The organism is Rhodococcus sp. BP-316, assembly GCF_019836105.1.
In the GTDB taxonomy this organism is placed as follows: domain Bacteria; phylum Actinomycetota; class Actinomycetes; order Mycobacteriales; family Mycobacteriaceae; genus Rhodococcoides.
This window is the reverse complement of the sequence record NZ_JABUEE010000003.1, coordinates 1-21,747: the sequence shown is the minus strand read 5'-3', so window position 1 is coordinate 21,747 and position 21,747 is coordinate 1. Positions and strand designations below refer to the sequence as shown.

21 protein-coding genes and 1 pseudogene are annotated in these 21,747 nt (G+C 70.1%); 17 read left to right on the top strand and 5 right to left on the bottom strand.

The genetic code is table 11. The features are described 5' to 3' along the window. Nucleotides 1-2: 2 nt before the first annotated feature. The 4 genes from tsaE to tsaD are packed head-to-tail and all read left to right on the top strand — an operon-like array spanning nucleotide 3 to nucleotide 2,661. On the top strand, nucleotides 3-461 hold the full coding sequence (tsaE, locus tag HQ312_RS06295) for a tRNA (adenosine(37)-N6)-threonylcarbamoyltransferase complex ATPase subunit type 1 TsaE (RefSeq protein ID WP_308123821.1): 459 nt from the start codon (nucleotides 3-5) through the stop codon (nucleotides 459-461). A gap of 21 nt (nucleotides 462-482) precedes the next feature. Continuing rightward, nucleotides 483-1,139, top strand: a complete 657-nt coding sequence (gene tsaB / locus HQ312_RS06290; protein WP_222638130.1) for a tRNA (adenosine(37)-N6)-threonylcarbamoyltransferase complex dimerization subunit type 1 TsaB — start codon at nucleotides 483-485, stop codon at nucleotides 1,137-1,139. Next, on the top strand, nucleotides 1,136-1,618 hold the full coding sequence (gene rimI, locus HQ312_RS06285; RefSeq protein WP_027503796.1) for a ribosomal protein S18-alanine N-acetyltransferase: 483 nt from the start codon (nucleotides 1,136-1,138) through the stop codon (nucleotides 1,616-1,618). The genes tsaB and rimI overlap by 4 nt, the downstream gene beginning before the upstream one ends. Further along, entirely contained in the window at nucleotides 1,615-2,661 is a 1,047-nt protein-coding gene (gene tsaD / locus HQ312_RS06280) for a tRNA (adenosine(37)-N6)-threonylcarbamoyltransferase complex transferase subunit TsaD (protein WP_056442507.1), read from the top strand. The genes rimI and tsaD overlap by 4 nt, the downstream gene beginning before the upstream one ends. Before the next feature lie 7 nt (nucleotides 2,662-2,668). On the opposite strand, the gene HQ312_RS06275 is transcribed toward tsaD, so the two are convergent. Next, complete coding sequence (locus HQ312_RS06275) at nucleotides 2,669-4,234, bottom strand: Hsp70 family protein (RefSeq protein ID WP_222638129.1); 1,566 nt, start codon at nucleotides 4,232-4,234, stop codon at nucleotides 2,669-2,671. Nucleotides 4,235-4,476: 242 nt separating this feature from the next. Here HQ312_RS06275 and HQ312_RS21805 point away from each other — a divergent pair. The 3 genes and pseudogenes from HQ312_RS21805 to groL all read left to right on the top strand — a co-directional run. Continuing rightward, nucleotides 4,477-4,650, top strand: a pseudogene (locus tag HQ312_RS21805) (LLM class flavin-dependent oxidoreductase); the annotation flags it as partial. A gap of 316 nt (nucleotides 4,651-4,966) precedes the next feature. Further along, nucleotides 4,967-5,266, top strand: a complete 300-nt coding sequence (gene groES, locus HQ312_RS06265; protein WP_027503792.1) for a co-chaperone GroES — start codon at nucleotides 4,967-4,969, stop codon at nucleotides 5,264-5,266. Between the two features lie 87 nt (nucleotides 5,267-5,353). Further along, nucleotides 5,354-6,970 carry a chaperonin GroEL gene (gene groL / locus HQ312_RS06260; protein WP_222638128.1) on the top strand — a complete coding sequence of 539 codons (1,617 nt, stop codon included), beginning with the start codon at nucleotides 5,354-5,356 and terminating at the stop codon, nucleotides 6,968-6,970. A 64-nt stretch (nucleotides 6,971-7,034) separates the two neighbouring features. On the opposite strand, the gene HQ312_RS06255 is transcribed toward groL, so the two are convergent. Beyond that, entirely contained in the window at nucleotides 7,035-7,328 is a 294-nt protein-coding gene (locus HQ312_RS06255) for a WhiB family transcriptional regulator (RefSeq protein ID WP_037183820.1), read from the bottom strand. 298 nt (nucleotides 7,329-7,626) lie between these two features. Here HQ312_RS06255 and HQ312_RS06250 point away from each other — a divergent pair, with 298 nt between their 5' ends. From HQ312_RS06250 to HQ312_RS06240, 3 genes are all read left to right on the top strand, one after another. Beyond that, complete coding sequence (locus HQ312_RS06250; protein WP_222638127.1) at nucleotides 7,627-8,382, top strand: hypothetical protein; 756 nt, start codon at nucleotides 7,627-7,629, stop codon at nucleotides 8,380-8,382. A gap of 136 nt (nucleotides 8,383-8,518) precedes the next feature. Beyond that, the gene (locus HQ312_RS06245; protein ID WP_027503789.1) at nucleotides 8,519-9,097 is read left to right on the top strand and encodes a sigma-70 family RNA polymerase sigma factor; all 579 of its coding nucleotides are present in this window, start codon (nucleotides 8,519-8,521) and stop codon (nucleotides 9,095-9,097) included. Further along, a complete protein-coding gene (locus tag HQ312_RS06240) occupies nucleotides 9,090-10,112 on the top strand; it encodes an anti-sigma-D factor RsdA (protein ID WP_051612918.1) in 1,023 nt (340 codons plus the stop codon). The genes HQ312_RS06245 and HQ312_RS06240 overlap by 8 nt, the downstream gene beginning before the upstream one ends. A gap of 87 nt (nucleotides 10,113-10,199) precedes the next feature. Here HQ312_RS06240 and HQ312_RS06235 read toward each other — a convergent pair whose 3' ends face one another. After that, nucleotides 10,200-10,604 (bottom strand): DUF5319 domain-containing protein, encoded by a 405-nt coding sequence (locus tag HQ312_RS06235; RefSeq protein ID WP_027503788.1) that lies wholly within the window; start codon nucleotides 10,602-10,604, stop codon nucleotides 10,200-10,202. Nucleotides 10,605-10,891: 287 nt separating this feature from the next. On the opposite strand from HQ312_RS06235, the gene guaB reads away from it, so the two are divergent. The 4 genes from guaB to guaA all read left to right on the top strand — a co-directional run bounded on the left by guaB (nucleotide 10,892) and on the right by guaA (nucleotide 17,068). After that, complete coding sequence (guaB, locus tag HQ312_RS06230) at nucleotides 10,892-12,358, top strand: IMP dehydrogenase (protein WP_261782126.1); 1,467 nt, start codon at nucleotides 10,892-10,894, stop codon at nucleotides 12,356-12,358. 69 nt (nucleotides 12,359-12,427) lie between these two features. Next, a complete protein-coding gene (locus HQ312_RS06225) occupies nucleotides 12,428-13,570 on the top strand; it encodes a GuaB3 family IMP dehydrogenase-related protein (RefSeq protein ID WP_027503786.1) in 1,143 nt (380 codons plus the stop codon). A gap of 80 nt (nucleotides 13,571-13,650) precedes the next feature. Further along, entirely contained in the window at nucleotides 13,651-15,441 is a 1,791-nt protein-coding gene (locus HQ312_RS06220; protein ID WP_222638125.1) for an FAD-dependent oxidoreductase, read from the top strand. A 28-nt stretch (nucleotides 15,442-15,469) separates the two neighbouring features. Further along, a complete protein-coding gene (guaA, locus tag HQ312_RS06215) occupies nucleotides 15,470-17,068 on the top strand; it encodes a glutamine-hydrolyzing GMP synthase (RefSeq protein ID WP_222638124.1) in 1,599 nt (532 codons plus the stop codon). Nucleotides 17,069-17,107: 39 nt separating this feature from the next. Here the strand turns inward: guaA and HQ312_RS06210 are convergent, their stop codons facing one another. Together HQ312_RS06210 and HQ312_RS06205 are read right to left on the bottom strand one after the other, a co-directional pair. Continuing rightward, the gene (locus HQ312_RS06210; protein WP_056442488.1) at nucleotides 17,108-17,344 is read right to left on the bottom strand and encodes a hypothetical protein; all 237 of its coding nucleotides are present in this window, start codon (nucleotides 17,342-17,344) and stop codon (nucleotides 17,108-17,110) included. Then, nucleotides 17,334-18,602, bottom strand: coding sequence for a PspC domain-containing protein (locus HQ312_RS06205; protein ID WP_222638123.1), 1,269 nt, complete (start codon nucleotides 18,600-18,602; stop codon nucleotides 17,334-17,336). The genes HQ312_RS06210 and HQ312_RS06205 overlap by 11 nt, the downstream gene beginning before the upstream one ends. 149 nt (nucleotides 18,603-18,751) lie before the next feature. Between HQ312_RS06205 and HQ312_RS06200 the strand changes: the two genes are divergently transcribed. Genes HQ312_RS06200 through HQ312_RS06190 form a run of 3 tightly spaced genes read left to right on the top strand, consistent with a single transcriptional unit; the run spans nucleotide 18,752 to nucleotide 21,650 of the window. After that, nucleotides 18,752-20,059 (top strand): sensor histidine kinase, encoded by a 1,308-nt coding sequence (locus HQ312_RS06200; RefSeq protein WP_374198283.1) that lies wholly within the window; start codon nucleotides 18,752-18,754, stop codon nucleotides 20,057-20,059. 2 nt (nucleotides 20,060-20,061) lie between these two features. Further along, entirely contained in the window at nucleotides 20,062-20,697 is a 636-nt protein-coding gene (locus HQ312_RS06195; protein WP_056442618.1) for a response regulator transcription factor, read from the top strand. Beyond that, nucleotides 20,694-21,650 carry an endonuclease/exonuclease/phosphatase family protein gene (locus tag HQ312_RS06190; protein WP_222638122.1) on the top strand — a complete coding sequence of 319 codons (957 nt, stop codon included), beginning with the start codon at nucleotides 20,694-20,696 and terminating at the stop codon, nucleotides 21,648-21,650. Before HQ312_RS06195 ends, HQ312_RS06190 begins: the two co-directional genes overlap by 4 nt. Nucleotides 21,651-21,747: the final 97 nt, after the last annotated feature.

Here is a 21,747-nt window from a genome sequence, read left to right as displayed (position 1 = left end):
CGGTGCCGGTCGAGGGGGAGGCCGTCCTCTCGACGGCCGAGGACACCGAGCTCCTGGGCGAGCGCCTCGCCGCGGAGCTCGAAGCGGGCGACGTCGTGGTGCTCGACGGACCCCTCGGCGCAGGTAAGACGACGCTGACGAAGGGTCTCGCCCGCGGACTCGGCGTGCTCGGCCGCGTGAGCTCGCCGACGTTCATGATCGCGCGCACCCACCGCGCCGGCGGGGACACCGGCCCCGGGCTCGTGCACGTCGACGCCTACCGGCTGGGGCTCGGAACCGGCGCCTCGGCGATGGACGAGCTCGACGCCCTCGACCTCGACACCGAGCTGGAGGACTCCGTCGTCGTCGTGGAGTGGGGCGAGGGCATCGCGGAGGCTCTCGCCGACCGGCACCTGCTGATCCGGCTGCGGCGCGAGCCGGAGTCCGACGTCCGCACCGCCACGTGGCAGTGGATCGGGTGAGCACGGGTAATCTGGATCCCCGTGCTGATACTCGCCGTGGACACCTCCACTCCCGCCGTGACGGCCGGGGTGGTGCGGCTCGACGACACCGGCCCGCAGCCGCTCGCGACGCGCGTCACCGTCGACGCCCGTAAGCACGCCGAAGTTCTCACCCCACACATCCTCGAGTGCCTCGCCGACGCCGGCATCAGCGCGGACGACCTGTCCGCTGTCGTCGTCGGCACCGGACCGGGGCCGTTCACCGGCCTGCGCGTGGGCATGGCGACGGGAGCCGCCTTCGGTGACGCCCTCGGCATCCCGGTGCACGGTGTCGGCAGTCTCGATGCCATCGCCGCGGCCGTGCCCGGTGATCGCGAGGTCCTCGTCGTCACGGATGCGCGTCGCCGGGAGGTGTACTGGGCACGGTTCCGCGGCGCCGAGCGCATCGCCGGACCGTTCGTCTCGCCCGCCGCGGACATCGTCGTGGGGGAGTCGACGGTGGTGGCCGGATCGGCACTGCACGTCGATCTGGTGGACCTGCCCGTGGAACCGGTCGAGAGTCCGTCTCCGGAATGCCTCGTCGCCGTGGCCGCGCAGGCGCTGCGCTCCGTCGCGGAGCCGACGGCACTTGTGCCGCAGTATCTCCGGCGTCCCGACGCGGTGGCGACGGCCGATCGAGCGGCGAAGACCCGCGCATGATCGGCACGGTCGAACCGATGCGCGTCGAGGACGCGGACCGGTGCGCGGAGCTCGAGGCCGTGCTGTTCCCCACCGACGGGCCCTGGCCCGCATCGGCCTTCGTCGAGGAACTGCGCGGCCCGCACGTGCGGTACTTCGTCGTGCGAGAGGACGACGGTCGGGCCGTCGGGTACGCCGGGATCGCGTTGCTGGGCAAGGGCGAGGACACCGAGTCCGAGGTCCACACCATCGGCGTCGATCCCGCCGCGCAGCGTCGCGGTATCGGCAGGGCACTGCTCGACGCGTTGCTGCACGAGGCGGACCTGCACGGCGGTCCGGTGTTCCTCGAGGTGCGCACCGACAACGAGCCGGCCATCGAGTTGTACCGCCGGGCGGGCTTCGACATCGTCGGGACGCGCCGCCGCTACTACCAGCCCAGCGGTGCGGACGCGTACACCATGACCAGGCCCGCCCCGACTACGAGAGGTGGTCACCCGTGATCGTCATGGGGATCGAGAGTTCGTGCGACGAGACCGGTGTCGGCATCGTCCGCTACACCGGAGACGCGTCGGGCACCGGCACGTGCGAGATGCTCGCCGACGAGGTCGCGTCCAGTGTCGACGAGCACGCCCGCTTCGGTGGTGTCGTCCCCGAGATCGCATCGCGCGCACACCTCGAGGCCATCGTGCCCACGATGCGACGAGCGTTGGCGCAGGCGGGTATTCGTCGCCCGGACGCCGTCGCCGTCACCATCGGACCGGGCCTCGCCGGAGCGCTCCTCGTCGGTGTCGCGGCGGCGAAGGCCTACGCGGCCGCGTGGAACGTGCCGTTCTACGCGGTCAACCATCTCGGTGGTCACGTCGCGGTGGACACCCTCGAGCACGGCCCGATGCCGGAGTGCGTCGCGCTGCTGGTCTCGGGCGGACACACGCACCTGCTCGAGGTGTCCTCCCTCGCCGAACCGATCGTCGAACTGGGCAGTACCGTCGACGATGCGGCGGGAGAGGCCTTCGACAAGGTCGCCCGGCTCCTCGGACTCGGGTATCCCGGCGGTCCCGTGCTCGACGCGCTCGCCGCAGAGGGTGATCCGCGCGCCGTCGCGTTTCCTCGCGGCATGACCGGACCACGCGACTCCCGCTACGACTTCTCGTTCTCCGGCCTCAAGACCGCGGTGGCTCGCCACGTCGAGTCGGCGCAGCGTGCCGGCCGTCCGATCGTGGTGGCCGACGTGGCCGCGTCGTTCCAGGAGGCCGTCGCCGATGTCCTGACGATGAAGGCGCTGCGCGCCGTGACCGACCGGGGGATCGGCACCCTCGTCCTGGGCGGCGGTGCCACTGCGAACTCGCGTATCCGATCGCTCGCCGAGGAGCGGTGCGCCGCGGCCGGGGTGACGTTGCGCGTGCCCACTCCGCGTCGATGCACCGACAACGGCGTCATGATCGCCACGCTCGGGGCGCACATCGCTGCATCCGGAGCCGAGCCGTCACCACTGACGGCGGCGACCGATCCGGGCCTGCCCGTCTCGGTCAGCCAGGTCGTCTGACGGCCCGTCAGGCGGGTGGTGCAGTCGACGGTGTGACCGCCGGAGCGGACGTGGTCGGTACGGGAACGAGGCCCTCGGGGAGCACGGACTCCGGCACCACGGCACCGGGCGCGGGCGACACCGGTGTCGATCCGGACTCGGGCGTGCTCTCCGGCGTCGTCACCGGCGGGGTCGGCAGCACACTGGTCAGGTCCGTCCACCACGGCGGGATTCCGGGAACGTCCGGCAGGACGATGATCGGAAGATCGGGAGCCGGGCGGAGTGTCGGGGTGGTGGATGTCGGCGGCGCCACGGTCGTCGTCGCCGTGGCCGACGGTGACGACGAGCGAGTCGGGTAGGGACGCACCTCGGGGGTGTAGGTGTAGTCGGTCGTCGGCCACGGTTCCGCGGCCGTGGGCTCCGGCGCGTCGTCCTCCCAGCCACCGGTCAGAGCGGGCGGCGCCGCCTCGGGTGCCGACGCGCTGGTGGCCGTCTCCTCCGTGGTCGAGTTCGGGAGTTCCGAGGTGGCCACCGTGGTGACGGCCGGCTCGCTCGACGGGGTCAGGGCCTGGACGCCGTACGCGAGCACGACGGCCATGGCCGCGCACGCCGCGGCGAGCAGCCCGACCGTTCGCAGGCCCCCGGCGATCGAGGTGGGCGGCCGGGTGGACGCGGGCAGCACCGAGTGGCCGAGGTCGCGGGCCAGCAGGGCTGCGCCCTTGGCCACGGCGGCATCGGGTTCGGGCGTCGGCACCGCGGGCACGTCGGCGGCGTGGGTGATGGTCTCGACCACGGCGGGCATGTGGGCGCCGCCGCCGACCACGGCGGCCGCCTCGGGGCGTGCGGTCGGGCCGGCCTCGTCGAGCACCTCGAGAACCAGCTCGCGCAGCGCAGCCAACGGTGCGGCGATGGCGACGACCATCTCGGCGCGAGTCACGGTGAGCGTCTCGGCTCCGGGCAGATCCACGGTGACGGACTCGTGGAAGGACAGTTGCTCCTTGGCCGTGCGCAGACGCGCCGCGACCACCGGGCGATCCGAGGTGGTGACCGCGGGCAGCCTCTCGGCGGTCAGGGCGAGGAGGTGCGCGTCGAGGACGGCTCCGCTGACCTCGTCGGTGCGCCGGACCGCGCGCACGGTTCCGTCGACCTGATCGATCACCGTCGTGGTGGTGCCCGAGGCGCCGACGTCGACGAGCAGGACGTGGCCGTACCGCGCCACCTCGCCGGTGTGCCGGAGCCAGCACAGCAGAGCGTCGGTGTCGGTCACCAGATGGTCGTCCGTCACGTGATGACGACGGGTCGCCGACAGAATGGACCGCGACCCGAGGCCGCCGCGATGCGCCACGGCGATACGTCCGCCCGACGTGGCGGGGCGGGTGTCGTCGTCGACGAGGTGGTGGGACGCAAGATCGAGCGAGGTGGCGACCAGGTCACCGATGTCGGAGCGGGCGCCCTCGGCGGTCACGGTGCGGTAGTCGAAGGTCTCGGTGCCGTCGGGAGCGGTGGTGAGGACGGCGCAGCACACCACCTCGGATCCTGCCGAGACCCCGATGGTGGGTTCGGGGACCACACTCTCCTGCTGTGTGTCCGACACGTGCATGCACCTCCTCGGGCGGTCGTTCCTACGCTGCCGTTATACGAATGTTACCGAACTCCGCCGGAAATAGTGCACATCCCGCGCTGGTTCCGGCCGCGGAAGGACACCGAACCCCTTCCTGACCAGTGCAATGACGAGACGTCACGAAAGTGAGAAAGGGGCGCGTCACCGTGTCTGCGAGCGTCGAGATCGGCATCACCACCTTCGCCGAGACCTACCCGGAGGAGGGAGTCCAGGAGGTGCGCGGCCACGGTCGACGACTGCGCGAGGTGGTCGAGGAGGCCCAGCTCGCCGACGAGGTGGGACTGGACGTGTACGGCGTCGGTGAGCATCACCGTGAGGACTTCGCCGCGTCCGCGCCTGCCGTCGTGCTCGCGGCGATCGCGGCGCGGACCGAGCGCATCCGTCTGACGCATCAGCGTCGGCACGCTGCCCCACGAGACGGTGCTGCGCTCCATCGAACTTCTGGGCCGCGAGGTCGCGCCTCTGGTCCGCGAGGCGATGGCGTCCTCGACGCGACACGAGAATGTGCACTCGTGAAGGTTGAGTGCTGGCACTCGCGTGTATAGAGTGCTAGTCGACGACAGGTTCAGTGACCCGGCACCCGCGACGACGGGCCACCGCAATCGTGCGTCGTGAACCAGAGCAGTACCCAGCAGGACGAACACCAGCACAATCCGTGCCGGGGACCAGCCCCGGACCGACAATCGTGAAAGTGGAGGGCTCATCGTGGCAGGCGTGAACATCAAGCCGCTCGAGGACAAGATCCTCGTCCAGGCCGTCGAGGCCGAGACGACGACCGCCTCCGGCCTGGTCATCCCCGACACCGCCAAGGAGAAGCCCCAGGAGGGCACCGTGGTGGCCGTGGGTGAAGGCCGAGTGACCGACAAGGGAAATCGCATCCCTGTCGACGTCAAAGAGGGTGACACCGTCATCTACAGCAAGTACGGCGGCACCGAGATCAAGTACGCCGGCGAGGAGTACCTGATCCTGTCCGCACGCGACGTGCTGGCAGTCATCTCCAAGTAAGCCCCACGCCCTCCGCCCCGGTGTCCTTGTCTCGAGGACCCGGGGCGGAATGCGTCACGCCGTACTGATGAGGAGTTGGTAGGCCACATGTCCAAGCAAATCGAATTCAACGAGGTCGCACGACGCAGCCTCGAGAGGGGCGTCGACAAGCTCGCCGACGCCGTCAAGGTCACCCTCGGGCCCCGCGGCCGGCACGTGGTGCTGGCCAAAGCCTTCGGTGGTCCCACCGTCACCAACGACGGCGTGTCCATCGCCCGTGAGATCGACCTCGAGGATCCCTTCGAGAACCTCGGCGCACAGCTCGTCAAGAGCGTCGCCACCAAGACCAACGACGTCGCCGGTGACGGTACGACGACGGCGACGGTACTGGCACAGGCCCTGGTCAAGCAGGGGCTCAAGAACGTCGCCGCCGGTGCCAACCCCATCGCGCTCGGCGCCGGCATCACCAAGGCCGTCGAGCACGTGTCCGAGGCACTGCTCGCCGCCGCGGTTCCCGTGCAGGGCGAGAAGTCCATCGCGCAGGTCGCCACCGTGTCGTCCCGCGACGAGGTCATCGGCCAGATGGTCGGCGAGGCGCTCACCCGCGTCGGCGCCGACGGTGTCGTGACGGTCGAGGAGTCGAGCTCGCTCGTCTCCGAACTCGTCATCACCGAGGGCGTGCAGTTCGGCAAGGGCTACCTCTCGCCGTACTTCGTCACCGATCCGGACAGTCAGGAAGCGGTGTTCGAGGACGCGCAGATCCTGCTGTACCGCGAGAAGATCTCGTCCCTTCCCGATTTCCTGCCGCTCCTGGAGAAGATCGCGGAGTCGGGCAAATCGGTTCTCATCATCGCCGAGGACATCGAGGGCGAGGCACTGTCCACGCTCGTCGTGAACTCGATCCGCAAGACGGTCAAGGCCGTCGCGGTGAAGGCGCCGTTCTTCGGAGACCGCCGCAAGGCGTTCCTCGAGGACCTCGCCATCGTCACCGGTGCCACCGTCATCAACTCCGACATCGGCCTCAGCCTCAAGGATGCGGGCCTCGACCTGCTCGGCAGCGCACGCCGCGTCGTCGTCACCAAGGACGAGACCACCATCGTCGAGGGTGCGGGCACCGCGGAGGCCATCGCCGACCGCGTCGGACAGCTCCGTCGCGAGATCGAGGCGACCGAGTCCGACTGGGACCGCGAGAAGCTCGAGGAGCGTCTGGCGAAGCTGGCCGGCGGAGTCGCGGTCATCAAGGTCGGTGCCGCCACCGAGACCGACCTCAAGGAGCGCAAGTTCCGCGTGGAGGACGCCGTCAACGCCGCCAAGGCAGCTGTCGAGGAAGGCATCGTCTCCGGTGGAGGCGCCGCGCTCGTGCACGCCAGCCGCGGCCTGAAGGACCACCTCGGTCTGACGGGCGACGAGGCCATCGGCGTCGAGGCAGTGCGCCTCGCGCTGCGGGCCCCGATGTACTGGATCGCGAGCAACGCCGGTATCGACGGTTCCGTCGTCGTCGGCAAGCTCGTCGACGCGGACGACGGCACCGGCTTCAACGCCGCCACGCTGACGTACGGCGACCTGGTCGCCGACGGCGTCATCGACCCGGTCAAGGTCACTCGCTCGGCCGTGGTGAACGCCGCGTCCGTCGCGAAGATGATCCTCACGACCGAGTCGACCGTCGTCGACAAGCCCGAGGTCGTCGAGGACGAGGGCGGCCACGGTCACGGCCACAACCACTGACCACCCTCTCGACGAGCGAGGCCCCATCGGACACTGTCCGGTGGGGCCTCGCTCGTTCGTGGGGTCAGGAGGCCAGACGGCGACGGTTGCGCCGCGCGAAGACCTCTCGCTCGGTCTCGGACATGCCGCCCCAGATGCCGTACGGCTCGCTCACGGCGAGCGCGTGGCTCCGGCACTGGGCGAGGACGGGGCACGCGCGGCACATCTCCTTGGCCTTCATCTCGCGTTGCGCTCGCGCTCGTCCTCGTTCACCATCGGGATGGAAGAACATCGACGAGTCCTCGCCGCGGCACGATCCGTGCATCTGCCAATCCCAGATATCGGCATTGGGTCCGGGAAGGTGATTGGGCTGGGGCATTGTGTACTCCTAGGACTCTCACGCACGGTCGTGAATTCTTCTGGTGCAGTTCACGATCTGTCGCAACCGTAGAGCCGGGCGAGTTTCACCGTCAACAGTCTCGATCGTGGTGATCTGCATACTCCGAGCAGGCATTAATTAACTCGGACGACACTTTTCTCTGGTGTCGAGCCGGTAGGGGAGTCCTCGTAATGTCCCTGTCACATCGTCGACAAGACACCGACACACTGTGCCCGGAAATGTCGTGACAATTCGTGTGTAAATTCCTGGATAACGCCCGAAGACTATTCTGTTTCCCGTGCAGTCCTCGTGTCCTCCCGTGCCCGGTCCGGACTTCCTGACGCGGTGGTCGGAGGCCGTCGACGCCGGGGCCCGCGGGTGGTACGCCGCCTCGCTCACCGGGGCCCGGTCGCTGCGGCGCGACGCCGATCCGGCCGTGCGGTCCCTGAGCGCGAGCCTCGAGGGGTCGCTGCTGCGCCAACTCGGCCGCCACACCGACGCCGCGGTGCGTGACGGCGCGGCGCTCGCCGACAGCGGCTTCTCCCGTGGGACAGGTCCGCGCCGGGCGATCGACGTCGACGCCGCCGTCGACGCCCTCGTCGGTCTCGCCGCCGATGCCATCGGTCCCCGCCGCCTCGCGCGGGCCGACGTCCTCCTCGCCCGGGCGGAGTCGGTGCTCGCCACCCGGCCGGGGCACCAGCGAGTGTCTCTCCGCGTGCTGTGGGTCCGGGCGGAGGTGGCGATGGCGTCGGGTGACGCGCGGCGCGCCCTCGACGCGGCGGAGGCATCCGTTCGGGCGGCACGGGAGTTCCGGTCGCCGCGGCACCTCGTCAAGTCCCGTGTGGTGCACGCCGCGGCCCTGCTGGTGGGGGGTGATCACGCGGGCGCCGCGACGGCAGCGCGCGCGGTGCGCGACGACGCCGTCGCCGCCGACCTGCTCCCGCTCGCGTGGGCCTCCGCCTGCCTGTCCGAAGCGTGCGGTGACCGCGACGCCGGCGCTGTCCGACGGGGGTTCGAGGTTGCGATCCGGTCACGCGGTGGGCAATTCTCGTGACCGAACCGTACGGTTCGGTCGAGCCGCGTCGGGCGGCGACTATCCTTGAGAGGTTCCGCACCGGGCCGTCGGGGACCGGGAGGAAGCGCGCTCGATTCCGGAGCGGGCCCGATGTGAGGTGGGAAACACTCTGACGATGATTGCCACGGGTGAGGGGCTGGACTCGGCCGTCGCCGCAGCTGCTCGCGGCGACCGAAGGGCTCTCTCCGTCGTCCTCGAAACCATCAGGCCGATCGTGGTCCGGTACTGCAGGGCGCGCGTCGGTGCAGGTGAGAGGGGTCAGCTGTCTGCTGACGACGTCGCCCAAGAGGTGTGCCTCGCGGTCATGACAGCGCTGCCGCGCTACGAGGACCAGGGCCGACCCTTCATGGCGTTCGTGTACGGGATCGCATCGCACAAGGTCGCGGACGCCCATCGCAGCTCGTCGCGTAACAAATCCGAACCGATGGCCGATGTACCGGATGTCATGTCCATCGAGGACGGCCCCGAGCAACGGGCGCTGGATTCGGAGGCAGGACGCCGCATGAACGAACTGCTGTCGACGCTGTCGGAGAAGCACCGCGAGATCCTGGTGCTCCGGTTGGTGGTCGGGTTGTCGGCAGAGGAGACGGCCGCCGCCGTGGGTAGTACCGCAGGCGCCGTTCGTGTGGCGCAGCACCGGGCAATAGCGAAGCTGAAGAACGAAGTAGTGGGAGCAGGTGACAAGTATGGCTAGGGACTCGTGGCGCGGCAGCGCTGGAGATTCTCGGCACGGCGCCTCCGGACACGGAGCCACCGGCCGCCCCGACGCCTCCGGCGCAGGTGGCGTCGATCCCCGAGCCGTCGACGACCTCGAGTCGTCCGGCCCCGTCGACATCATGGCCGTGCGCCGTGACGACGCGCTCATCGATGCGATCGCGAGCGACGGTCCCGTCGCGACCGTCGACTCCGACGAGTATCGCCTGGCCAGTCTGCTGGCCGAATGGCGTTCCGACATCCTCGCCGACCCGCTCCCCGAGAGTCCCGATCTCGATCAGGTCGCCGCGGCGATCGATCTCGCGCTGGCCGAGGACGCGCTGCACCGTCAGCGCACGCGGAGCCGGATGCGTTTCCTGCGGCCCGTCGCCGGTGCCGCGGCCGCCGTCGCGTTCCTCGCGGGTGGTGTCACGGCGTTCTCGTACAGCGCGATGCCGGGCGATCCCCTGTGGAAGGTGAAGGAGGTCGTCTTCACCCAGCAGGCCGATTCGACGGTCGCGCAGGTCGATACCACGTCGGCGCTGCAGGAGGTCGAGGATCTGCTCGCTCGTGGTGACGCGGAGACGGCCAAGACTCGTCTGGCCGAAGCCGCACAGCGCACGGAGAGCATCCGCGACGAGGACGAGCGTGCCCAGCTGCAGATGTGGTGGACGCGCCTGTCGGACGAGTTGGCGAAGCTGACAGCGCCGGCTGCCGTTCCGCCGCCGGCGTTGCCGACCACGCCGGTCACCACGGTGCCGACCGTGCCGCAGGACATCATCCCGGAGATCCCCGTCGATCCGAGCCTGCAGCTCCCGCAGGTCCCGCTCCCGACGGAGATCCCGCAGCTGCCGACCGACATCCAGCTGCCGTTCCCGCTGCCGACGGACCTGCAATTGTTCCCGCAGGCGCCCACCACAACGGTCACCATCCCGCCGGAGATCCTGCGAGCCCCTGCGCCCGTGCCGTCGACGACGGCGGCGGTCACCCCGGACACGTCCGTGGTGCCCAACTGACCTCGAGTCACCGACCACGTGCACGACGAAGGCCCGCAGACACTGTCTGCGGGCCTTCGTCGTGAGGTGGTGTCGCGCGCCGACGTCCTAGGAGTCGTACCCGTCGCCCTGGAGCGCGTCGTTCATGGACGCATCGGCGTACCCACGGCAGTAGTCCCACGTGACGTACGCGTCGGGAATGGGGTCGTACGCGGGCTCGTGGGGACGCACCGTGCCGTCGACGAGCAGCTGCAGCAGGTTCGCGCGCAGCATGTCCCAGTCGTGGTAGTGGTCCTGCTGGCAGTCCTCGCAGCACACGACGAGGCCTCGCACGCCGCGGTGGGCGAGCAGTGCCTCGTAGACGGCGAGATCCGCGAGATCCTCCTCGACCGCCAGGCGTTCCTGGGGATCGAGGGGCTGTCCGGGCTCGATGGCGTCGAGGGCGGCCGAGGGGTCGGCTGGATCGCCGGCGAAGGGATCCGGCGGCAGACCTGGAGGCAGTTGATCGCGCACACGTCCACGGTACGCAGCAAGTGCCGGTCTGCGCCAGCGCTACACGGCTCCGCAGGGGTCCGGCTGCCTCCGGCGCACGGGGTGACCTGCGCCGGGCGGGGGACCGATACGATGTACCGCGAGCGGACGAGGGAAGTCCCCGGCTCGCACATCGATCGACCGCAGCTCAGGAGGGCCCGATCCGTATGAGTACCCCCGACAGGCCCGTGACCGCCGCAGAGGACTCGACCGCCCGCGTCGAGGCGACCCGTGTCCGCACCGGTGGCGACGACCCGAACAAGGTTGCCATGCTGGGCCTCACCTTCGACGACGTTCTCCTCATACCCGCCGCATCGGATCTCATTCCGAGCAAGGTGGACACGTCCAGCCAGCTCACCCGCGAGATCCGGCTGCGCGTCCCCCTTGTGTCCAGCGCCATGGACACCGTCACCGAGGCACGCATGGCCATCGCCATGGCTCGCGCCGGCGGTATGGGCGTCCTGCACCGCAACCTGTCCGCGGCCGATCAGGCGGCGCAGGTCGAGGTGGTCAAGCGGTCCGAGGCCGGCATGGTCACGGATCCGGTGACGTGCTCGCCGTCGGACACGCTCGCCGAGGTCGACGCGCTGTGCGCCAAGTTCCGCATCTCCGGCCTGCCCGTCACCGACGAGCGCGGCGAACTGGTCGGCATCATCACCAACCGCGACATGCGGTTCGAGGTCGACCAGAACCGCACCGTCGCGGAGGTCATGACCAAGGCTCCGCTGGTCACCGCGCGCGAGGGTGTCACGGCCGACGCCGCGCTGGGCCTGCTGCGTCGTCACAAGATCGAGAAGCTACCCATCGTCGACGGACACGGCCGGCTCACCGGTCTGATCACCGTCAAGGACTTCGTCAAGACCGAGCAGCACCCCCACGCCACCAAGGACCGCGACGGTCGCCTGCTGGTCGGTGCCGCCGTCGGCGTCGGCGACGACTCCTGGTCCCGCGCGATGCTTCTCGCGGAGGCAGGGTGCGACGTGCTCGTCGTCGACACGGCGCACGGGCACAACTCCCAGGTCCTCGAGATGGTCAGCAAGATCAAGGCCGAGGTGGGCGAGCGTGTCCAGGTCGTCGGCGGCAACATCGCCACCCGCTCGGGAGCGCGCGCCCTGGTCGAGGCGGGTGCGGACGCCGTGAAGGTGGGCGTGGGTCCCGGTTCCATCTGCACCACCCGCGTCGTCGCAGGCGTCGGTGCCCCGCAGATCACGGCCATCCTCGAGGCGGTCGCGGTGTGCAAGGCCGCCGGCGTGCCCGTCATCGCCGACGGCGGACTGCAGTTCTCGGGTGACATCGCCAAAGCTCTCGCCGCCGGCGCCTCCACCGCGATGCTCGGATCCCTGCTCGCGGGCACCGCCGAGTCGCCCGGTGAGCTGATCCTGGTGGGCGGCAAGCAGTTCAAGAGCTACCGCGGCATGGGTTCGCTGGGCGCCATGCAGGGACGCGGCGCGACGAAGTCCTTCTCCAAGGACCGCTACTTCCAGGACGACGTGCTGGCCGAGGACAAGCTGGTGCCCGAGGGCATCGAGGGGCGCGTGCCGTTCCGAGGCCCGCTGTCCCAGGTCATCCATCAGCTCACGGGCGGACTGCGGGCCGCGATGGGCTACACGGGGTCGAACTCGGTGGAGGAGCTGCAGGAGGCGCAGTTCGTGCAGATCACCTCTGCCGGACTCAAGGAGAGCCACCCGCACGACATCACGATGACCGTCGAGGCACCGAACTACACTGCCCGCTGACTCGATTCCGGCCGGAGTCGAGCGCCTCCCGACCCACGAGGTCCGGGAGGCTTACGAGAGAGGACGCGCGTGCGCGACCTGGTGGAAATTGGCATGGGCCGCACGGCTCGACGGACGTACGAGCTCGAGGACGTGGACATCGTCCCGTCCCGGCGTACCCGGTCGTCGAAGGAGGTGTCGACGGCATGGCAACTGGACGCCTACCGCTTCGACATCCCGATCGTCGCGCACCCGACCGACGCGTTGGTGTCTCCGTCGTTCGCGATCGAGCTGGGCAAGCGCGGTGGCCTCGGCGTCATCAACGGTGAGGGCCTGTGGAGCCGCCACGCCGACGTGGAGTCGGTGATCGATCAGCTCGTCGAGCTCGCGGAATCGGACGTCGACGCGGACGCGCCGGTGAAGATGCTGCAGAAGCTCCACGCCGCACCCCTGCAGCCGGATCTGCTGGCCGCCGCCGTCGCGCAGGTGCGGGAGGCCGGTGTCACGGTCGCCGTGCGCGTCAGTCCCCAGAACGCACGGTCGCTGACTCCGGCACTGGTGGCCGCGGGCATCGACCTGTTGGTCGTGCAGGGCACGATCATCTCTGCGGAGCACGTGGGGCACCCGAGCGAGGAACCGCTCAACATGAAGACGTTCATCGCCGAGCTCGACGTTCCCGTCGTGGCCGGCGGCGTGAGCGACCACCGCACCGCCCTGCACCTGATGCGGACCGGCGCCGCGGGTGTCATCGTCGGCTACGGATCCACCGAGGGTGCCACCACCACGGGCGAGGTCCTCGGTATCGGTGTCCCGATGGCCACCGCGATCGCCGACGCCGCCGCCGCCCGTCGTGACTACCTGGACGAGACCGGCGGCCGGTACGTGCACGTGCTCGCCGACGGCGGGATCTCGACATCGGGTCATCTCGCGAAGGCCATCGCCTGCGGTGCGGACGCCGCCGTGCTCGGCGCACCGCTCGCCCTGGCCGACGAGGCTCCCGGCCGCGGCTGGTACTGGCCGTCGGCAGCGGCGCACCCGTCGATGCCGCGCGGTGCGTTCCTGCCCGTGTCGTTCGGCGAGGACCGTCCGTCGCTGGACCGCGTCCTGTCCGGTCCGTCGACGGACCCGTTCGGTTCGCTGGACCTGGTCGGCGGCCTGCGACGGTCGATGGCCAAGTCGGGCTACTCCGATCTCAAGGAGTTCCAGAAGGTGGGCCTCAACATCCGCGGATAGTCGCGACCAGTTCCTGTCACCCGGATTCACACGTACGGTATCGTGGTGCCGATCACGTCCGGGTCTATCAGGAGGTCTCGATGAGCGACGCAACCACGACGAGCGCCACCCCGCACTACGACGTCCTCGTCGTGGGGTCCGGCTTCGGTGGCAGTGTCACGGCGCTGCGGCTCGTCGAGAAGGGGTACTCGGTCGGCGTTCTCGAGGCCGGGCGTCGGTTCGAGGACGAGGACTTCGCGGCGACCAGCTGGGACCTGAAGAAGTTCCTCTGGGCGCCGAAGCTGGGCTGTTTCGGCATCCAGCGCGTTCACCTGCTGCGTGACTGCCTCATCCTCGCCGGCGCCGGTGTCGGCGGCGGGTCGCTGAACTACGCCAACACGCTCTACCAGCCGCCCCGGACGTTCTTCCAGGACCAGCAGTGGTCGCACATCACCGACTGGCACTCCGAGCTGACGCCGTTCTACGAGCAGGCGCAGAAGATGCTCGGTGTCGTGCAGAACCCGCACATGACCCCGGCGGACCACGTCATGAAGTCCGTCGCGGACGACATGGGCGTCGGCCACACCTTCATCCAGACGCCCGTCGGCGTGTTCTTCGGCGACGAGCCCGGCAAGACGGTGCCCGATCCCTACTTCGGCGGCATGGGCCCGGATCGCACCGGCTGCATCGAGTGCGGCGAGTGCATGACCGGCTGCCGCCACAACGCCAAGAACACGCTGCTCAAGAACTACCTCGGCCTGGCGGAGAAGGCCGGCGCGGACATCGTGCCGATGACCACCGTCACCGACCTGACACCGCGACCGGACGGTTCGTGGGTCGTGTCCACCGAACGGACCGGCGCGCACCTGCGCAAGGGCCGTGCCACCTACACCGCGGGGCACGTCGTCCTCGCCGCCGGCACGTGGGGCACCCAGCAGCTCATGCACAAGTTCCGCGACACGGGTTCACTGCCGAACCTCTCGCCCACGGTCGGGCGCCTGACGCGCACCAACTCGGAGTCCATCGTCGGCGCGGGCAAGCTGACCTACGACCCGTCGATCGACCTCACCCGCGGTGTCGCGATCACGTCGTCGTTCCACCCCAGTGCGGACACGCACATCGAACCGTGCCGCTACGGCAAGGGCTCCAACGCGATGGGCCTGCTGCAGACGCTCATGACGGACGGCGGCGGCCGCACCCCGCGGTGGCTCAAGTTCCTCGCCGAGGTGGTCAAGAACCCCGTCCGGTTCCTGCGCATGATGAACACGCGGCACTGGAGCGAGCGCACCATCATCGCGCTGGTGATGCAGAACCTCGACAACTCCATCACCACCTTCACCAAGCGTGGTCCGTTCGGGCGTCGCCACGTCAGCAGCCGGCAGGGACACGGCGAGCCGAACCCCACGTGGATCCCGATGGGCAACGAGGCCACCCGGCGCATCGCGAAGAAGATCGACGGGATCGCCGGCGGGACGTGGGGAGAAGTCTTCAACATCCCGCTCACCGCCCACTTCCTCGGCGGCTGCGTCATCTCCGAGGACGTCGAGAACGGCGTCATCGACCCGTACCACCGCGTGCACAACTACCCGACGCTGAGCATCGTCGACGGCTCGTCGGTGTCCGCCAACCTGGGCGTCAATCCCTCGTTGACCATCAGCGCGCAGGCCGAGCGGGCCGCGTCGCTGTGGCCGAACAAGGGGGAGAAGGACCTTCGGCCCGCGCAGGGTCTGCCGTACGAGCGCATCGAACCCATCGCACCCCGCAGCCCGGTGGTTCCCGCGCACGCACCGGCGGCGCTCGTGCTGCCCATCGTCGAGATCCGGACGCCGACGAGTACGCCGCCGTCCTCGACGCGGGTCGCCAGCCACGCGGGCAGCACCGGCGCGGCATGAGGGCGGACGCGCTCTCTAGACTGTGCGCGTGACCGACTCCCCGCAGCAGGATCCCGTCCCGCCCCTCGAGAACGCGAATCCGGTGCTCGTCGTCGACTTCGGCGCGCAGTACGCCCAGTTGATCGCGCGGCGCGTCCGTGAGGCACGGGTGTTCTCCGAGGTCGTGTCGCACACGATGACGGTCGACGAGATCGCGGCGAAGAAGCCCGCGGCGATCGTGCTGTCCGGTGGTCCGTCGAGCGTCTACGCCGAAGGTGCGCCGCAGCTCGATCCGGCGCTGTTCGACCTGGACGTCCCGGTCTTCGGTATCTGCTACGGGTTCCAGGCAATGGCGGGCGCGCTGGGAGGCACGGTCACCCACACGGGCACCCGCGAGTACGGGCGCACCGACATCGACGTCTCCGGCGGAACGCTGCACGACGGGCTACCGTCGACGCAGCCCGTGTGGATGAGTCACGGCGACGCCGTCACCGAGGCTCCCGAGGGCTTCGAGGTCGTGGCGACCAGTGCCGGCGCCCCCGTCGCCGGCTTCGAGAACCGGGCACGACGCCTCGCCGGGGTGCAGTATCACCCGGAGGTCCTGCACTCCCCGCACGGTCAGCAGGTGCTGTCCCGCTTCCTGCACGACATCGCCGGCATCGCGCCGACGTGGACGGCGGCGAACATCGCGGACGCACTGGTCGAGCAGGTGCGCGAGCAGGTGGGCGACGGCCGGGCCATCTGCGGTCTCTCCGGCGGTGTCGACTCGGCGGTCGCCGCGGCGTTGGTGCAGCGCGCGATCGGTGACCGACTGACGTGTGTGTTCGTCGATCACGGACTGCTGCGAGCGGGAGAGCGCGAGCAGGTCCAGCAGGACTTCGTCGCCGCCACCGGCGCCCGGTTGGTGACGGTGGACGCCGTGGACACCTTCCTGCGCGAGCTCGACGGCGTCTCGGATCCGGAGACCAAGCGCAAGATCATCGGCCGCGAGTTCATCCGATCGTTCGAGGGTGCGGTGAGCGCGGAACTGGGTGACAGTGCGGCGCACGGGGAGTCGATCGACTTCCTCGTCCAGGGCACGCTCTACCCGGACGTGGTCGAGTCCGGCGGCGGCAGCGGTACCGCCAACATCAAGAGCCATCACAACGTCGGCGGTCTGCCCGAGGATCTGCAGTTCTCGCTCGTGGAGCCGCTCCGGCTGCTGTTCAAGGACGAGGTCCGCGCCGTCGGCCGGGAGCTCGGCCTGCCCGAGGAGATCGTGGCGCGGCAACCGTTCCCCGGCCCGGGTCTGGCCATCCGCATCATCGGATCCGTGACGCCCGATCGCCTGACGACGCTACGCCACGCCGACGCCATCGCCCGCGAGGAGCTGACGATGGCGGGTCTGGACTCCCAGATCTGGCAGTGCCCCGTGGTGCTGCTCGCCGACGTCCGCAGTGTGGGTGTGCAGGGCGACGGCCGGACCTACGGTCATCCCATCGTCCTGCGTCCGGTGTCGAGCGAGGACGCGATGACCGCGGACTGGACCCGGCTGCCGTACGACGTGCTCGAACGGATCTCCACCCGGGTCACCAACGAGGTGCGCGAGGTGAACCGGGTGGTGCTCGACGTGACGAGCAAGCCGCCGGGCACCATCGAATGGGAGTGAGCCCGGCGGCGGACCGCCTGCGGTAGAACGGCGAGAGCTCTACTGCGAGCGGGACTTCCGTCGTCTGACGGGTGCCAGGACGAGGACCACGCCGACGACGATCGCGGCGATCACCAGGGTCCAGCCCGACGCGGCGCCGGCGACGATCGCGGTGGGGTCCGCGCCGACGAGCGTTGGGATCGCCAGCAGCAGTGCCGCCACTCCGGCGATCAGCAGGACCGGTGAGGGTCCGCGGCGATCGGTACCGCTCGTGTCGTGTCCGGTCTCATCGGTCACGGTGCACCTCCAGATTTCCCAGCGCAGTGCTGGCCTCGATGGTCAGGGTCGGTCCTGCCGTCCCGTCGGATCCGCCGTCGACCCCGCCGGCGCCGATGCAGTTCGCGTTGCCGACGGCGCTACTGCAGTCGGTGACGACGTTCATGGTCGGTGACAGCAGGATCTCGGTGTTGCCGACGGCCTTCTCCACGGTCACGGTGCGGTCCTCGGTGAGGTCGAGCCCGCGCAGGTCGAGGACGAAGTTCCCCACACCGGACTCGTACGCGGGCGCCAGCGCGGCCATCGACGTGGGCGCGATCGTCACGTTGCCCATGTTCGGGGACTCGACACCGCGCAGGTCCTGCACGTCGACCAGGGACGACACGAGGACGAACCCGGCGAGCGGGGCCGCGAGAACGAGCAAGCCGTAGCCGCGCCGCAGGAACGCGCCGATGATCAGTCCGATGCCGACGACGGTCAGCGCCACCGCGCCGACACGGGGAGCGGTCACGACGGCGGCGCCCGTGGCGGCGCCGATGCCGATGGTCACGGCGGAGGCGATGATGGCGAGGCCGATCACCGTGGACGTCAGGTGCGACTTCCGCGTCGGTGCTGGGACCGGGAGAACGGGCCGACCCGGTTCGGGGAGGTCCCAGGCGAACGGGGCGACTCCCAGAGGATCCCAGCTCGGCGGCGGCGGAGTGGACGGTGTGTCCGGGTCGTCCTTCGACAACGAGACGGGCGCGGGGTGGGCGGCGGGTTCCGGAACGTACTGGTCGGGGAGCGTCGAGTAGGCGTTCCACTGCTGTGCGGCCGGATCGTGCGCGGAGAGGGGAGCGCCGGCGAGCTCGGCCGGTGTCGGCGCGCTCGGAGTCCGACGGAACAGCAGGTACAGGGCCCCCAGCATGGCGATCGTGGACACCAGCCCCGATCCCATTCCGAGTGGTCCGACCGTGAGGACCGAGATGACGAGAGCGACGGACAGCACCACGGCCGTCGTGTGGGAGTCCGACGTGCGGCCGCGGCCGAGCAGCGACTCCGCCGGCGACACGACATCGCCGCGGCGCGGAAGCACCAGCCAGGCAGCGAGATACAGGACCAGGCCGGATCCACCGAACAGGGTGGAGACGACGAACGCGACACGGACGAGAACGGGGTCGACGCGGTAGCGGTGCCCGATTCCGGCGGCAACACCGGCACCGGGGCCCTGATCGGGCAGGCGCACGGGTCGGGTTCGCCAGATCTCGGACAGCTGGGCGGACGCGGTGGCGTGGGTCATGGATACATCCTGGGCTGCCGAGGCGCCCCGGCACATCGGGGCGAACCCTGATTTCGCCGGTGTCCACGCGTCGCGCGACTCGACCGAGATGGGGGAGAACCCCGATACCGCGGAGCCGTGAGCCGTGCCAGTATCGAGGCGTGTCCACCCTGCCCGCACAGCCTCCGCACACGCGGGAGCCCCCCGGCCGTCCGCCGTTGCCGACGCCGGCGCTCCGTCGCCGTGCCGCCGGACGTGTCGTCGGCGGTGTCGCGGGCGGTGTCGCCGATCACTTGGACGTCGACGTGTTCCGGGTGCGGGTCGTCTTCGCGGTGCTGTGCGCCGCGGCCGGCGCCGGTGCCGTCGCCTACGGACTGCTGTGGATCTTCACCTCCGCGGGTACCGACGTCCGCAGGCCGGACCGCTCGGAGAAGCGTCGCGCGTATGGGCTGATCGCCCTCGGGATCGGCGGCGCCGTCGCGCTGGGGTCCGGGCTGACGGGCAGCTCGTCCACGATCATCGCCCCTGTCGTCGTCGTCGCGCTCGGCGCCGCGCTGGTGTGGCGGGAGTTCGATGCGGCCGGGACCCGGACGGCGGACACCCGGCCTCGGCACGCACGCACGTCGGTACTCGGGTGGGCGCGCATCGTCGCCGGGGTCACGCTCGTGATCATCGGGCTCTGTGTCGTGCTCGTCGCCCGCGTGGACGTGCGGGCGCTGCAGTCGTCCCTGCTCGCCGTCGTCGTGACGCTGGTCGGGGCGGTACTGCTCACCGTCCCGCTCTGGATGCGGTTGTGGCGCGCGCTCGGTGACGAGCGCGCGGCACGCATCCGGAACGACGAACGCGAGGAGATCGCGTCGCACCTGCACGACTCAGTGCTGCAGACCCTCGCCCTGATCCAGAAGCAGTCCACCGACTCCGCCGAGGTGATGCGCCTCGCGCGCAGCCAGGAACGAGAGCTGCGCAAGTGGCTGTTCGGGGGAGACCGGGACGACCACGCGTCTCTCGTCCGCGCGTTGGCCACCATCGCCGGTGAGGTCGAGGACCACTACGGTGTGACCGTGGATCCCGTGACCGTGGGCGACGTGGCCCTGGACGAGCCGGTCGAGAGTTCGGGGTTGAACCGTGAGGTCGCCACCGCTCTGCTCGGAGCCACGCGCGAGGCACTCGTCAACGCCGCCAAGCACTCCGGGGTGACCTCCGTCGACCTGTACGCCGAGGCGGGCTGCGACACCGTCGAGGTCTTCGTCCGCGACCGCGGGTGCGGATTCGATCCGGACAGCGTGCCGCAGGATCGCCAGGGCCTGGCGCGCAGTGTGCGGGCACGCATCGAACGCCGCGGCGGCTCGGTGCGGGTGCGGTCCGCACCCGGGCAGGGTTCCGAGATCCACATCTGTGTGCCGCGGGTGCGCGGCACGGGTACCGCCGGGCACGCGGACTCCGTGCCCGACACCGCGAGAGAGGAACGGTCCGCGTGACCCTGCGAGTCTTCCTGGTCGACGATCACGGAGTGTTCCGGTCGGGGGTGCGCGCGGAACTGGGGCGCGAGACCGACATCGAGGTGGTCGGTGAGGCCGGGGGCGTCGCGGACGCGGTCCGCGGTATCGACGAGATCCGTCCCGACGTCGTCCTGCTCGACGTGCACATGCCCGACGGCGGTGGGGTCGCCGTTCTGCAGTCCATCGCGGCGGGCCCGGTGTGCCTGGCGCTCAGCGTGTCCGACGCCGCCGAGGACGTCATCGCCGTGATCCGCGCCGGTGCTCGGGGTTACGTCACCAAGACCATCTCGGGGTCCGATCTCGCCGACGCGGTGCGCCGCGTCGCGGGCGGTGACGCCGTGTTCGGACCGCGGTTGGCGGGGTTCGTCCTCGACTCGTTCACCGGTCGCTCGGCGGCACCGGAACCGCCGCTCGATCCGGAGCTCGACTCCCTGACGCCGCGCGAGATGGAGGTGCTGCGTCTGCTCGCCCGCGGCTACACCTACCGCGAGATCGCCGAGACGCTCTTCATCTCGATCAAGACCGTCGAGACCCATGCCTCGAACGTGTTGCGGAAGACGCAGCAGTCCAACAGGAACGCCCTCACTCGCTGGGCACACCGACGGCGCATCGAATGAGGGCCCGCGCGGTCGCGGCCGTCGTCGTCGGCCTCGGTGGTCTCGCCGCGGGTCTCGTGGCCGTCGTCTCGTCGATGCTCGAGACCCGCAGCATGGTGGTCGTGGGTCCCGCTTCCGCGGCGCCGATCCTGTTGTGCGTGACCGTCGTCGGAGTCCTGGTGTGCCTGCTCGCGCGGCGGTGGTGGATCGCCGCGGCGTCGGCCGTTCTCCTGGGGTCGGCCGCAGTGGTCGTGGTGCCGTTGTACGTACCGGGCGCCGCGGGAGTCGCCGATGCCGCCCCCGGTGAGCCGCTGCGCGTGATGCAGGCGAACGTCAAACTGGGAGAGGCGGATCCACAGGCACTGGTGGCGTCGGTGCGGGAGCGCCGCATCGACGTCCTGACCGTGCAGGAGCTCACCGAGGAGTCGGTGGGGGCGTTCGACGCGGCCGGGCTCTCCGCCGCGTTGCCCTACCGGTTCGTGGCGCCGTATCAGGGCGGCGCGGGCGCCGCGATCTACAGCCGGTTCCCGCTGTCGAACGGCCGGGAACTGCCCGGTTACCTGCTCGCGAGCGTGACGGCAGATCTCGATGTCGGTGCGGCGCAGCCGCTCCGGGTCTACGCGGTGCATCCGGTGCCGCCCTGGCCGACACCCACCCCGGTGTGGGCGTCGGAGCTCGACATGCTCGGTGACGAGTTGGCGCAGGCGTCGCCGGGAGCGGTGATCGTCGGCGGTGACTTCAATTCCACGCACGCGCACAAGCGGTTCCGCGATCTGCTCACCGGTGGCTACGTGGACGCCGCGGACGCTGTCGGTGCCGGGCTGATCCCGACCTACCCGATGGACACGTGGTACCCACCGGTGGTCGGGATCGACCACGTCGTGGTGCGGGACGCGCAGGTGCGCTCGCTCGAGCCGGTCGACATCGTGGGATCGGATCACCGGGGGCTCGTCGCGACCGTCGACGTCCCCTGACCGCGTCTTCGCCCCGCGAGTACGTCCGAACTGTCGTCCTGTGGGGGATGTTCGCGACAGTATGGCCGTACTCGCGGGGCGAAGACGCGGTCAGGGG